We start from the raw sequence: 13,405 nt of genomic DNA on the forward strand, positions 1-13,405 counted from the left end.
GCGGCGACGCGCGCACCTGCCGCGCATGTTGCATCGACGCGACAGCCGGGCTGCGCGGGACGGCAGCCGCATGCCGGCCGTCACGCAGGAACCGCCGGCCCGACGCGCGCGCGACGCCGCGTGTCAGTTTTGTGAAGGACTCTTGCCGGATCAGGAACAGTGCGCTCGCGGCCCCAAGGCCCTTGCGCGTGCGGCGCATTCCTATACTTGCGCCGAACTTTGGTTTCCAGTCCCACACGCAGGAGCTTCCCGATGAAAAAAACCCTGATCGCCGGCGCGTGCGCCGCCACCCTGTTCGCGCCGCTCGCCCACGCGCAAAGCTCGGTCACGCTGTACGGCCTGATCGACGCCGGCATCGCCTATACCAACAACGTGAACGGCGCGTCGCAGTGGCGCATGGCGACCGGCACGATCAACGGCAGCCGCTTCGGCCTGCGCGGCACCGAGGATCTCGGCGGCGGGCTGAAGGCGCTGTTCGTGCTCGAGAACGGCTTCAACGTGAACAACGGCGGGCTCGGCCAGGACGGCAAGCTGTTCGGCCGCCACGCGTATGTCGGCCTGAGCCGCGCCGGCTACGGCACGCTGACGCTCGGCCGCCAGTACGACACGATGGTCGACTTCGTCGCGCCGCTGTCCGCGACGGCCGGCGATCTCGGCGATGCGGGCTTCGCGCATCCGTTCGACAACGACAACCTGAACCACTCGCTGCGCATCAACAACGCGGTCAAGTACACGAGCGACACGATCGCGGGCTTCAAGGTCGGCGCGCTGTACGCGTTCTCCAACTCGGCGAATTTCAGCGCCAACCGCGCGTACAGCGTGGCCGCGAGCTACACGAACGGCCCGCTGAAGCTGGCCGGCGCCTACCTGCAGATGAACGGCACGAAGGGCTCGACGAGCGCGAGCCCCGGCGCGACCGATTCGGCCGAGGCGAAGAGCCTGAACCAGGGGGGCTGGTCGATCGGCTCGGACCGCATGCGCACGTACGGCGGCGGCGTCAGCTACGTATTCGGGCCGGCGACCGTCGGCTTCGTCTACACGCGCTCGCAGTACGACAACACCGGCTCGTTCGGCTCCAGCGGCCAGATCGCGTTCAACAACTACGACGTGAACGTGCGCTATGCGGTCACGCCGGCCGTCAGCCTCGGCGCCGCCTATGTGTACACGGACGCCAGCGTGTCGAATCCCGACAGCAAGCACGGCACCGATCCGAAGTGGCATCAGGTCGACCTGCAGGCCGTGTACAAGCTGTCGCGCCGCACCGACCTGTACGCGGAAGCGATGTTCCAGCATGCGTCCGGCCGCGGCTACCAGGCGTTCATCAACACGTCGGGCGGCGCATCGAGCACGGCGAACCAGGTCGTCGGCACGATCGGCATGCGCACGCGCTTCTGACCGGCAGCGCGCAACGTCGCCCGCCTGTACCGCGCCCGTGTGCACGGCGCCCGTGTTTGCTCACGGGTCCGGCCGCGGCGGGCGACAGCGCCAATGTTGTTGCTTCTGGAACGCAGCCCTCCTGGAATCGGGGTGTTTGCGCATCGGCCCGCTGCGTAGACTGACGTCGAAGGTCGGAGCCGCGCGTCGCGCGTCGATCCGGCCACCCACCCCGTATTCAGGAGAACCTCGTGAAATCGCTCGTCGTTACCGCCGCCGCTGCCATCCTGCTTGCCGCACCGGCCCTGTCGTTCGCCCAGCAGGCGAAGTCGCCCGTCACGCGCGCGCAGGTGCTGCAGGAACTGATCGATCTCGAGTCAGTCGGCTACAACCCCGCGCGCGGTGAAGTCGGCAACTATCCGGAGGACATCCTGGCGGCGCAGGAACGACTGCAGGCGAAGCGTCTCGCCGAGCGGAAAGCGGCGCAGGCCGCCTACGGCCCGGCCGGGGCGCCTGCAACCGAATCGGGCGCGGCGGCCAAGCCCGCGCTGTGATGACGTGCGTCGCTCGCATCGAGCATGCATGGCGAGCGACGCGTAGTGGATGTTTGCAGGAAACAACCCGCCGCGCGCCGATGCGCGCACGGGGTTCAGGCGGCCTGCGCTCAGGCGGCCTGCGGTTCGCGGTCGATCGCGTTCAGCATCTCGACGTCGCGCGCGATCATTCCCGGCACTTGCGCACGCAACATCTCGACCCAGGTCCGCACCTTCGCATCGACGAAACGGCGCGACGGGTACAGCGCATACACGTTCATCTTCTGCAGGATATGCGCGGGCAGCACACGGACCAGCGTGCCGTCGCGCAGCGCGTCGATCGCCGAATACAGCGGCAGCATGCCGATCCCGATGCCGTCGCGGATCGCGAGCGCGAGCGATTCGGCGGTATTGGTCTGCACCGGCCCGGCGACGTGGATCTGCTCGACGCCTTCGGGCCCTTCGAGCACCCATTCGTGCGTCGGAAACGCCGGCGTGCACAGCGTCAGGCACGCGTGCGCGGCGAGATCCTGCGGGCGGGCCGGCACGCCGTGCCGTTTCACGTAGTCGGGTGACGCACACAGAATGCTGAAGGTCGACCCGAGCAGGTGCGACACGAGTTCCGAATCGGGCAGCGACGACGCGGTGACGACGGCCATGTCACTCGTGCCGTCGAACAGGTCGGGCATGCGCTGCGACAGCGACAGCTCGATCGACACGTCCGGGTACTGCGTGTGATAGCGCGTCAGCGCGGGCATCACGTAGTGGTGACCGACGCTCGCGAAGCTGTGCATGCGCAGCACGCCGGCCGGGCGCTCGTGCGCGCAGCTCGCTTCTTCTTCCGCGCGGTCGACGTCGGCGAGGATCTGGCGGCAGCGCCGCAGATAGCTTTCGCCGGCCGACGTCAGCGCGAGACGGCGGGTCGAGCGATTCATCAGACGGGTGCGCAGGCGCGCCTCGAGCTCCGACACCGCGCGCGACATCGCGCCGGTCGTCGAATTCAGCGATTGCGCGGCGGCGGTGAAGCTGCCCGTCTCGACGACGCGCGAAAACACCCGCATGTTTTGTAGGGTATCCATTCCTGTGAGCAACCTGTAGCGGAGCCGCCATTTTCCTCCACTGGATGCGACAGATTGTTACTTCGGCTGCAACTATCGTTTCCCCGCAACTGCGTTAATGCGCGGGCGCCGCGCTCCTACAATCGGCGCCTCACCAGTCGAACGGGCCGTTCGGACGCGCCGCGGCACCGCGCCGGCCCCCTCTTTTCATGAAGCCACAACCTGCGATCGAGCGATCTTCCATCGAACCGGCACGATGGAGGCCATGGCTCGATCCGCTCGGCAACGCGGCGCGCGACTGGGCCGCGACCGACGGGCTGATCTGGCTGCATCTCGCGAAAACGGTGCTCGCGGCGCTGCTGGCGATGGGCATCGCGATGCGTCTCGAGATGTCGCAGCCGCGCACCGCGATGACGACCGTGTTCGTGCTGATGCAGCCGCTGTCGGGCATGGTGTTCGCGAAGAGCTTCTATCGCGTGCTCGGCACGGCGGCCGGCCTCGTCGGCGCGCTCGCGCTCGGCGGGCTGTTCGCGCAGCAGCCGGAGCTGTACATGGCCGGCATCACGCTGTGGATCGGCGGCTGCATCGCCCTCGCGGTGCGCAACCGCCACTTCCGCTGGTACGGCTTCGTGCTCGCCGGCTACACGGCCGCGCTGATCGGCCTGCCGGCCGTGATGACGCCGCAGACGCTGTTCCAGTCCGCGCTCACGCGCGCCGCGGAAGTCGCACTCGGCATCGCGTGCTCGGGCGCGGTCAGCGCGCTGATCCTGCCGTTGAGTTCCGCGAAGGCGCTGATGCGCTCGTTGAGCGCGCGCCACGCGACGTTCGCGGCGTTCACGGCCGGCGCGCTGGCGGGCGACGTCGCGCGCGGCGATTTCGAACGGCGCTTCGCCGATTTCGTCGACGACATCGTCGGCTTCGAAGCCAACCGCGCGTTCGCGTCGTTCGAGGACCCGCACATCCGCGCGCGCAGCCGCCGGCTCGCGCGGCTGAACAGCGAGTTCATGAACGCATGCACGCGGCTGCATGCGCTGCACCAGCTCGTCAAACGGCTGCGCGCGAATCATTCGGACGCGGTGCTCGACGCGCTGGCGCCGCACGTCGACGCGCTCGCGCTGCGCTTCGCCGCGTTGCGCGACGAACGCCAGCACGGCATCGCACCGGCCACCGGCGCGCTGCTCGAACTGCGCCGCTTCCATGGTGCGTTGCCGAAGGCCGCGCGCGCGTCGCGACGGGCCATCGAGGACCATGCGGCCGGCGGCCTGCTCGACTTCGATACCGCGATCGAGCTGCTGTACCGGTTCATCGGCGAATATCTCGGCTACGTCGATACCTACGCGTCGCTCGATCAGGACGACCACGCATTCGAGCGCTCGGTCACGCATTACGCGGTGAAGACCAATGCGTTCTTCGTCGGCTTCGCCTTCCTGCGCACGGTGGTGGCCGTCGGTGCGATGAGCGCATTCTGGATCGCGTCCGAATGGCCGAGCGGCTCGCTCGCGGTGATCGCCACCGCGATCGCATGCGCGCTCAGCTCGACCTCGCCGCGCGCGCCGAAATTCGTCGCGCAGATGAGCGTCGGCGCGGCGTTCGCGACCGCGGTCGGCTACCTGTTCCTGTGCTACGTGTATCCGAACATCGACGGCTTTCCGCTGCTGTGCGCGGCGCTCGCGCCGGTGCTCGGCCTCGGCGCGTTCCTCGCGATGCGGCCGGGCCTGTCCGGCTACGGGATCGGCTTCGCGGTGTTTTTCTGCCTGCTCGCGGGCCCCGACAACGCGATCGCGTATACGCCGGAAGTGCTGGTCAACAACGGGCTGGCGATCGTCGTCGCGATGCTCGCGTGCTCGCTCGTGTTCGCCGTCGTGTTCCCGACCCACATGCCCTGGCTCACCGGCCGGATCGCGCACGACTTGCGCCGCCAGGTGACGCTCGCATGCGAAGGCGCGCCGGACGGCCTCGCGCAGCGCTTCCAGTCGAGCACGCACGACCTGATGGCGCAACTGCGGACGCTGCTGGTGCGCCGCACGCGGCAGCATCGCGATGCGATGCGCTGGATGCTGTCGACGCTCGAGGTCGGCCATGCGGTGATCGACCTGCGCGACGAACTGCACGCGTTCTGCGCGTCCAAACCGCCGCAGACGCTGCGCTGGACCGGTTCGATCGACGCGGTGCTGAACGAACTGCCACGCTTCTTCGACGATCCGACGCCCGGCCACCATGCACGCACGCTGAAATCCGTGAATCTCGCGATCCGCGCGGCGCAGCACACGCTGCAGGCGTGGTACGCGGTGCCCGACGCGCGTCGCAGCATGCAGCGGATCGTCGGCTGCCTGCACTTCATGCGCAGCGCGCTGCTCGACAAGGACGCGCCGTTCAACCGGCACCGCCATTGAAGGCCGATGCGCGCGCAACGGGATCGTTGTTCCGGATGGAAATAAGCTCTACAGCCGCGGTGATTAATCTTTAAGCAGTGCGAGCCTATAGTTTCCTCACTGCCAGCGAGACTGGCACTCACCCAGGAGAACTCAAATGAAGCCGCTGCACCTCGCCCTCGTTGCCCTGTCGCTCACCGCTGCTGTCGCCCACGCACAGCCGGCGCCGGCAGACGTCGCACCGCAACAGGCGAACCGCGCCGAGGCGATCAAGGCCGCCGGCCGCGTCGATCGTGCGCAATCGAAGCAGGAAGACCCGAATGCCTGCGTCGGCCCCGTCAGCTTCTGCAACATCTATTTCGGCAGCTGAGCATGACGCCGCGTCGTCACGGCCAGGCCCGTATCGCCCGCACCGCGCGCATGACCTGCGCGGGCGGACGGCGGTCCGGCCGATCGCCGCATCGCCGTTCCGCCCCACGCCGCTTCGATTGAAGCGGCGCTTGCCGTTTCAGGCGCCGCGCCCCGGTCGCCAACCCACTTCGCGCAACGCATCCAGCAAGCGCGCCGGCCCGAGCCCCTCGACCCGCGCCCCGCGCGACGCGACGTCGCCGCCCGCGACCAGCGCATTCACGATCGCCTCCTCCACTGCTTCGGCCGCCGCGACGAACAGCGCGGAAATATGGTCGTTGTTGACCATTTGCACGCCGGTGGTCGGCGTACCCTTGCTGCCGTAGTTCGCGGCCGGCAAGCCGTCGTTGCCGGTGGCGAACGCGAGGAAGATGTCGCCGCTCGAATCCTCGGTGCCGCCGCCGACGCGGGCGAGCCCGACGCTCGCGCGCTGCGCGAGACGCGTGCATTGATGCGGCAGCAACGGTGCGTCGGTCGCGATCGTGACGACGATCGAACCCATGCCGGGCTCGCCTTTCGCGTCCGCGTCGCGGAACGGCGAATGCACGTGCCGCAGCACTTCGCCGACCGGGTAGCCGGCCACGCGCAGCATCTCGCGTACGCCGTAGTTCGCCTGCACGAGCGCGCCGACGGTCCAGCCGCCCGCCTCGTCCGCCAGCACGCGCGATGCGGTGCCGATGCCGCCCTTGAACTCGTGGCAGATCATGCCGGTGCCGCCGCCCACGCCGCCTTCGGCGACCGGCCCCGATTGCGCGGCGGCCAGCGCGCGCTGCACGTGCGCGGCGTTCACGTGCTGCCCCCAGATGTCGTTCAGCAGTCCGTCGTAGGTTTCCATCACGACCGGCATGCACCAGTACACGCGGCCGGCCGCCGCTTCGCGTTCGTTCGCGACCAGCGCGTCGCGTACCGCACCGACGCTGTGCGTGTTCGTATAGGCGATCGGCGTCGTCAGCAGGCCCGCTTCGCGGATCCATTCGAGCCCGGTCGCGTCGCCGTTGCCGTTCAGCACGTGCACGCCCGCGAAGCACGGCGAATCGTGCACGGCGCCCGCGCGCGGCTCGATCACGGTGACGCCGGTGCGGATCGACGCGTCGCCGTTCTCGACGTTCAGCGTGCAATGTCCGACCCGCACGCCCGGTACGTCCGTGATCGCGTTGAAGCGGCCCGGCGTGCCGAGTCCGATGCGGATGCCGAGATCTCTCGTGCGCATGATGCAATTCCTCCCGTCTTTCAATGGTTCGGTATATCGGTGCTGCAAGGTGTCGATCCGGTGCTCAGAGCGCGCGGAACGCTTCGCTGTGGCGCGCCCAGGCCACGTACATCACGAGTGCCGCGACCAGCAGCCCCGCGATGATGATCAGGTCGGTCGGCTTCGTCGCGGTGGCCAACGTCGTGACCAGCGTATACGCGGCGCCCGCCACCGCGACGAGCGGCGTCACGGGCCACAGCGGCATCCGGTAGTGATGTTCGACGTCGCGGCGCACGAACCGGCTCGCGAGCGCGGCCAGCCCGACGACGAGGTAGATCAGCAGCAACAGGTCGACCGTGAACGCGGTGAGCTCGTCGAGGCTCGACACGAACACGAGCCCGGCCGACGGTATCGCGAGCGCGATCGTCGCCAGCCACGGCGATTCGAGGCGCGGATGGATCGCCGAGAACGCGCGGTTGCAGGTGCGCGACCAGAGCGCATGCCGGCCGCTGCTGTACAGCAGGCGACCCATCGTGATCACGATCGCGATGATCGCGTTGAACACCGACAGGAAGATCCCGCCGCTGACCACCCGCGACACGGCCGGATTGCTCAGCGAGCGCACGACATAGCCGATCGGATCGGCACTCTTCGTCAGTTCCGTCAGCGACGGCGCACCCAGCACGATCGCGGTGAGCGGAACCAGTTCGACGACGAGGATCACGAGCAGCGAATAGATCACCGCCTTCGCGACGTTGCGGTTGCCGCCGCGCAGGTCTTCCGCGAGATACGCGGCCGAGCCGAAGCCGTTGTAGCAGAAGATCGCGGTGCCGATCGCGGGCACGATGGCCGCGAGCGTCGCCGGCACGAGCGCATTGCCGCTCGCGACGACCGGTGCGATCAGCACTTCGGCGCCGCGATGCGGCGACCCGAAGCCGAGCCCCGCGATCAGCATCAGCACGCCGATTTCGACGACCAGGAACGCGCCGGTGATCCAGGCGTTCGTCTTGATGTTCAGCATGCCGAGCAGATAGCTGAGCAGCACGATCGTCAGCGCGACCGACTGGTTGCTGAAGTGCGTGCCGAGCGCATTGTTCAGGTACGGCGCGGCGCCGCTCGCGAGCACGGCGGGGATGAACACGCTGACCGACAGCACCGTGATGAAGGTCAGGTAGCCGGGCAGCGTGCCGAACACGCGCTTGGCCATCACGTATTCGCCGCCCGCGCTGCGATGCGCGGCGCTGAGTTCCGCATAGCAGAGCGCGAACGCGAGCGCGAGCACGCCGCCGAGCACGAACGACAGCACGGCGCCGCTGCCGGCCTGCTGGATCGCGAACGGCGCGATCACGAAGATCGAGCTGGCCGGTGTCACGCCCGATACGGTGATCATCACTGCGTCGCGCACGCTGAGCGTCTGCGACAGCGCGCGCGGCGCGTCTTCCATTGCGGGCGCCGCTTGCACGGTGCCCGTCGATTCCGACATCATCGCCATTTCGTTCTCCTGCGCCTATGCTGCTCTTTTTTGACAACCCATACTCGGGCCCGATTGATTGCGTGGCAGTCTAGGAAGCCAATTTCAGGACCGCTATTCCCCCTTCGTGTTACGCCCTTCCGGTGGTGGTATGGATCGTCTCTTTTCGGAAATCGCAATGCACCAGGCGCTTGGCCGCGCAATCGATCATCTCGGCCAGCCGCGCTTCTGGCGGTTCCTGGTGCTGCTGCTCAATGAAATGGTGCCGTTCGACAACGCGCTCGCGACCGCGGTCGGCAGCGACGGCGTGCCGCTCGTGCTCGACGAATACGACACCGGCGGCACCGACAGCGCGTCGCCCGTGCCGCTCTACCTGAACGGCGTCTATCTGCTCGATCCGTTCCTGCAGGCCGCGCACGACGGGCTCGCCGACGGTTGCTACCGGCTCGAGGAAGTCGCGCCCGACCTGTTCCGGCAGAGCGAGTATTTCCTCAGCTATTTCCGCGACGCGGTCGGCGACGACGAGATCCAGATTCTCGTGCGGCCGAATGCCGACACGCTGCTGTCGCTGTCGCTCGGTGCGTCGACGCGCTTCGACGTCGAGCCGCTCGGCAAGCTGACGGCCGCGATGCCGTGGGTGCTCGCGGCGATCCGGCAGCACTGGCGGCTGGTGGGCGACGCCGCGCGCGTGATGCCCGACGCCGATCTCGGCGCACGTGTCGAGCAGGCACTCGCGCGCTTCGGCGCGGGCGTGCTGACCGACCGCGAGATGTCGATCGCACGCATGGTGCTGCGCGGCAATTCGTCGAAGGCGATCGCCGAGCGGCTCGCGATTTCACCGGAAACGGTGAAGGTGCATCGACGGCATGTGTATGCAAAGCTCGGAATTTCGTCGCAACCGGAGCTGTTTTCGCGGTTCATCCAGGCGCTGGGTGAGGACGCGGCGGGATGAGTGCGCCGATGCACGCGACTGCCTTCACCCGCCCGCCTCGATGAACCCGCCATCGGGCGCCTGGTGCGGCACGTACCAGCCGAAATACACCTCGGCCTCGACGATCCGGCCGTCGCGTACGCGCAATCGCTCGGCGTTGCGAAACCGCCGTCCGGCGGTCGTGACGGCTTCGTACACGACGAACACGTATTCGCCATGCACCGCCACGTCGACGAACTCGAATCCTGCGAGCATCGCGCTGTTCGGCCAGCAGCGCGCCAGATACGCGTCGCGGTCGAGCCGGTTGTCGAGCGGGCTCGTGAAATGGAAGTCCGGCGCGATCAGCGCTTCGATCGCGTCGCGGTTCTTGTCGACATACGCGCGATAGCTCGCACGCGCGACTTCACCGGGATCGTCTGGCATCGTCGTTACCTCCGCGAAGGGTCGGGGTGACCGCAACGGCTCGCGTCGCCCCGGCGCATCGATGAAACGGACACGGGCGGCACGCACGGCCGCGGCCGCTCACGCGTGCGCGGACCGGCGTGCATGTCCGGCACGACGCCATGCATGAGAAAACACGCACCGGCCGATCCGCCGGTCCCGCACCGCGCCTTTCGGCGCAGGCCGGGGCGCGCGTCGGTTGCCCGTTTCCGCACGCACGGGCATGATGTCCGCCAGCGTGCCGGCGCCAGCCGTCCGCTTCGGCGGTCGTCGACACCCCGAGCGGCATGCCGCCACTGCGCCGCCGGCATCGTCGAGCAATCCGCGTGCCGGCCCCGTTCGTCCATCTCACCGAGCCCATGTCACTCCGCGCCTTCAGAACGCTCGTCGCCATCGCCCGCTACCGGACCTTCGCGCGCGCCGGCGAAGCCATCGGCCTCACCCAATCGGCGGTGAGCCTGCAGATCAAGACGCTCGAAAGCGAATACAACGTGCAGTTGTTCGACCGTTCGCGCCGGCAGCCGGTGCTCACCGAAGCCGGCAACATCCTGCTCGCGCAGGCCGAGCAGGTGCTCGCGATGGTCGACCGGATTCCCGATGCGCTCAGCGACGAGAAGAAGCTGGTCGGCCGGCTGCGGATCGGCGCGATCCAGACCGCGTTGTCCGGCCCGCTGCCCGACGCGCTGCTCGCGCTGCGTGCCGCGCATCCGTCGTTGCGCGTGCACGTGTCGGCCGGCATGTCGGTGGAACTCGCGAACCGCGTCGCGGCCGGCGAGCTCGACGCAGCGATCACGACGCGCCCGGTGCGCCCGCATCCGGCGGAACTGACGTGGACCACGCTGTACGAGGATCGCTTCTGGCTGCTCGCGCCGCCCGGTCATGCGGAACGCGACGCGGGCGCGCTGCTCGATGCGCTGCCGTTCATCCGCTTCGACGCGCAGGCGTGGGCCGGCCGGATGATCGCCGCCGAGCTGCGCCGCATCGGCGTGCGGGTGCGCGAGGAGATGGTGCTGGACAGCGCGGAAACGATCGCGCGCATGGTGGCGCGCGGGCTCGGTGCGGCGATCGTCGCGCTCCCCGACGCGACGCTTGCGCGTCTGCCGCCGGTCACGCGCTTGCCGTTCGGCCGGCCGCAGATGGGCCGCGCGGTCGTCCTGCTCGAACACCAGTCGCGTCCGGCCGAACGTTTCGCCCGCGCGCTGGCCGCCGAAGTGACCGCGTCATCGATGAGAATTTCTCATTGAACACCCGATAATTCACCATTATTCCTGTTGCTTGCGCGTGTTAACTTGGCGGCATCGTCACTCTTTCGATTGCATGTCGCCATGTCGTCCGCCGGATGGATTCCCGCGTCGTTCCGCTGCGTTGCCTGCCGGCCGCGCCGGCGCTCCGGCACGACCCGCATGAAGGCGCGCCGATGATCGGCCCGATCCTGCTCGCGCTCGCGCCGGTCGCGCTGCTGGTCGCGTTCGGTCATGGCCTGCGGCGCACCGGCTTCATCGCCGCAGCGTTCTGGCCGCACGCCGAGCGGCTCTGCTACTACGTACTGCTGCCCGCGCTGTTCGCGGACGGCCTCGCGAATGCGCGGCTGCAATCGTTGCCCGTTTTACCGCTCGCGGCGGCGCTGGTCGGTTCGACCGCATTCGCCGCGGCGCTTCTTCTGCTGGTCCGCCAGTTCGTGCGGGTCGACGGCGCCGGCTTCACGTCGGTGTTCCAGGGCGCCGTGCGTTTCAACAACTATGTCGGCACCGCGCTCGCCGCCGGGCTGTTCGGTGCGAAGGGCATTGCACTCGCGGCCGTCTGCGTCGCGGCGATCGTGCCGACCGTCAACCTGATGTGCGTGCTGGTCTTCGCGCGCTACGGCGACACGCGGCTCGGCGCGGCGGCGCTCGTGCGGCAGATCCTGTCGAATCCGCTCGTCGTCGCCTGCGCGCTCGGGATGGCGATGCAGGCCGGCGGCGTGGCGTTTCCGGCCGCCGTCGAGCCGGCCGTGCGGGCGCTCGGCGCCGCGTCGATGCCGCTCGGCCTGCTGTGCGTGGGCGCGGCGCTGACATTCGATGCGGCCCGCGCATGGTGGCAGCCGGTGTGCGTCGCATCGGCGTTCAAATTCGTGGCGATGCCGCTCATCACGCTTGCGGCCGGCCGGCTGTTCGGGCTCGGCGATGCGGCGCTGACCGTCGCGCTGCTGTTCCAGGCGCTGCCGACCTCGTCGGCGTCGTACATCATGGCGCGCCAGCTCGGCGGCGACGCGCCGCTGATGGCCGGCATCACCGCGTTCCAGACGATCGCCGCCGCGCTCGCGATGCCGGCCGTGCTCACCGCGCTCGCGTCGGCGCCCGCGTTCCGCTGACGACGCCCGCCCGGCCCCCTTCCCTGAATCGGCCCGCAGGCCGGCCATCGCGCGGCTCGGCATCGTTTAGCCGCGCGCGGCCACGCACGCCTCGCGGCACACGCTTCCTTTCGAGATTGCACGCCACATGAATGCTCCCGCCCCGCCCGCCAGCGTCGTCGCCCCCCCGCCGCACGCGGCCATCTACGTGAAGCTCACGCTCGTCGCGCTGTTCTGGGGCGGCACGTTCATCGCAGGCCGGATCCTCGCCGCGACGATGTCCGCGACCTCGGCGGCCACCGGACGCTTCGCGATCGCCGCGCTGCTGCTGGTCGTGCTGACCTGGCAGGTCGAAGGCGGGCTGCCGACACTCAGCGGACGCCAGATCGTGACGACGTTCGGCCTCGGCGCGACCGGCATCTTCCTGTACAACGTGTGTTTTTTCGCGGCGCTCGCGCGGATGCCGGCCGGGCGCACCGCGCTGTTCGTCGCACTGAATCCGGTCGCCACCGCCGTGCTGCTGTCGGTCGTCGTGCGCGAACGCCTGTCGCTGTCGCGCTGGGCCGGCATCGCGGTCGCGCTGTGCGGCGCGCTGGTCGTGATCAGCCGCGGCGATTGGCTGCGCGTGCTGACCGATCTCGGCAATACGTTCGGCGCCGGCGAACGCTTCATGCTGTGCGCGGTGCTGAGCTGGGCCGCCTACACCGTGATCGGCCGGCGCGCGCTCGACGGGCTGTCGCCGCTCGCGGCCACCACGTACGCGGCGCTCTGGGGCCTCGCGCTGCTGCTCGTCGCGCACCTGTTCGACGCGACGGCGACTGGCGGCACGCCGCTGACGTGGCAGGCCGTCGCATCGATGCTCTATCTCGGCGCCGTCGGCACGGTGATCGCGTTCGTCTGGTATTCGCAGGGCATCCGCCTCCTCGGGCCGGCCCGCGCGGCCGTGTTCACCAACCTGGTGCCGGTGTTCGGCGTGCTGCTGTCGGTCGTGCTGCTCGGCGAGCCGCTGTCGCCGTCGATGCTCGCCGGCGGCGCACTCGTGATCGCGGGCGTCGCACTGACCAATCGCGCGAACCGCTGATGCGTCGGCGTGCGCCGCGTTCGGGGACGGATGCCGAATACCGGATGCAGGCGCCCGCCATGCCGTTGCGTGCTGCATACGTCGGGCCGATACGCCCCCCGATCTTCTCGCAGCCCCGCCAAAAACCGCCTATCGTGAATGAAGCGCCCCCGTTTGCCGCCGTTCGACCGTGCGTCGCCCGCCGCGGCAACGGCCTTGCGTTCCGGCGCCATTCACCG

Annotated in this window: 12 protein-coding genes; 8 read left to right on the forward strand and 4 right to left on the reverse strand. The window is 68.9% G+C overall.

Annotated elements, in window-relative coordinates:
* Window positions 1-252: 252 nt before the first annotated feature.
* Both DFS13_RS03275 and DFS13_RS03280 read left to right on the forward strand, forming a co-directional pair.
* Entirely contained in the window at window positions 253-1,395 is a 1,143-nt protein-coding gene (locus DFS13_RS03275) for a porin (RefSeq protein ID WP_006482831.1), read from the forward strand.
* Between the two features lie 230 nt (window positions 1,396-1,625).
* The gene (locus tag DFS13_RS03280; RefSeq protein WP_006482838.1) at window positions 1,626-1,928 is read left to right on the forward strand and encodes a DUF4148 domain-containing protein; all 303 of its coding nucleotides are present in this window, start codon (window positions 1,626-1,628) and stop codon (window positions 1,926-1,928) included.
* A gap of 110 nt (window positions 1,929-2,038) precedes the next feature.
* Here the strand turns inward: DFS13_RS03280 and DFS13_RS03285 are convergent, their stop codons facing one another.
* Complete coding sequence (locus DFS13_RS03285) at window positions 2,039-2,986, reverse strand: LysR family transcriptional regulator (RefSeq protein ID WP_012493318.1); 948 nt, start codon at window positions 2,984-2,986, stop codon at window positions 2,039-2,041.
* Window positions 2,987-3,174: 188 nt separating this feature from the next.
* On the opposite strand from DFS13_RS03285, the gene DFS13_RS03290 reads away from it, so the two are divergent.
* Window positions 3,175-5,358 carry an FUSC family protein gene (locus DFS13_RS03290; RefSeq protein ID WP_111441358.1) on the forward strand — a complete coding sequence of 728 codons (2,184 nt, stop codon included), beginning with the start codon at window positions 3,175-3,177 and terminating at the stop codon, window positions 5,356-5,358.
* A 136-nt stretch (window positions 5,359-5,494) separates the two neighbouring features.
* Window positions 5,495-5,707 carry a hypothetical protein gene (locus tag DFS13_RS03295; protein ID WP_006482828.1) on the forward strand — a complete coding sequence of 71 codons (213 nt, stop codon included), beginning with the start codon at window positions 5,495-5,497 and terminating at the stop codon, window positions 5,705-5,707.
* 138 nt (window positions 5,708-5,845) lie between these two features.
* Here the strand turns inward: DFS13_RS03295 and DFS13_RS03300 are convergent, their stop codons facing one another.
* Both DFS13_RS03300 and DFS13_RS03305 read right to left on the reverse strand, forming a co-directional pair.
* Complete coding sequence (locus tag DFS13_RS03300) at window positions 5,846-6,955, reverse strand: P1 family peptidase (RefSeq protein WP_060212396.1); 1,110 nt, start codon at window positions 6,953-6,955, stop codon at window positions 5,846-5,848.
* Between the two features lie 64 nt (window positions 6,956-7,019).
* Entirely contained in the window at window positions 7,020-8,426 is a 1,407-nt protein-coding gene (locus DFS13_RS03305; RefSeq protein ID WP_006494913.1) for an APC family permease, read from the reverse strand.
* Window positions 8,427-8,556: 130 nt separating this feature from the next.
* Between DFS13_RS03305 and DFS13_RS03310 the strand changes: the two genes are divergently transcribed.
* Complete coding sequence (locus tag DFS13_RS03310; RefSeq protein ID WP_006482848.1) at window positions 8,557-9,357, forward strand: helix-turn-helix transcriptional regulator; 801 nt, start codon at window positions 8,557-8,559, stop codon at window positions 9,355-9,357.
* 24 nt (window positions 9,358-9,381) lie between these two features.
* On the opposite strand, the gene DFS13_RS03315 is transcribed toward DFS13_RS03310, so the two are convergent.
* Complete coding sequence (locus tag DFS13_RS03315) at window positions 9,382-9,759, reverse strand: nuclear transport factor 2 family protein (RefSeq protein WP_006482852.1); 378 nt, start codon at window positions 9,757-9,759, stop codon at window positions 9,382-9,384.
* A 377-nt stretch (window positions 9,760-10,136) separates the two neighbouring features.
* On the opposite strand from DFS13_RS03315, the gene DFS13_RS03320 reads away from it, so the two are divergent.
* The 3 genes from DFS13_RS03320 (at window position 10,137) to DFS13_RS03330 (ending at window position 13,187) form a co-directional block, all read left to right on the forward strand.
* Complete coding sequence (locus DFS13_RS03320; protein ID WP_058903089.1) at window positions 10,137-11,021, forward strand: LysR family transcriptional regulator; 885 nt, start codon at window positions 10,137-10,139, stop codon at window positions 11,019-11,021.
* Between the two features lie 173 nt (window positions 11,022-11,194).
* Complete coding sequence (locus tag DFS13_RS03325) at window positions 11,195-12,127, forward strand: AEC family transporter (RefSeq protein ID WP_204371270.1); 933 nt, start codon at window positions 11,195-11,197, stop codon at window positions 12,125-12,127.
* Window positions 12,128-12,254: 127 nt separating this feature from the next.
* Window positions 12,255-13,187, forward strand: coding sequence for a DMT family transporter (locus tag DFS13_RS03330; protein WP_111441359.1), 933 nt, complete (start codon window positions 12,255-12,257; stop codon window positions 13,185-13,187).
* The last annotated feature ends 218 nt before the right edge of the window (window positions 13,188-13,405 follow it).

Source organism: Burkholderia sp. 28_3, assembly GCF_003253915.1.
Classification (GTDB): domain Bacteria; phylum Pseudomonadota; class Gammaproteobacteria; order Burkholderiales; family Burkholderiaceae; genus Burkholderia; species Burkholderia cenocepacia.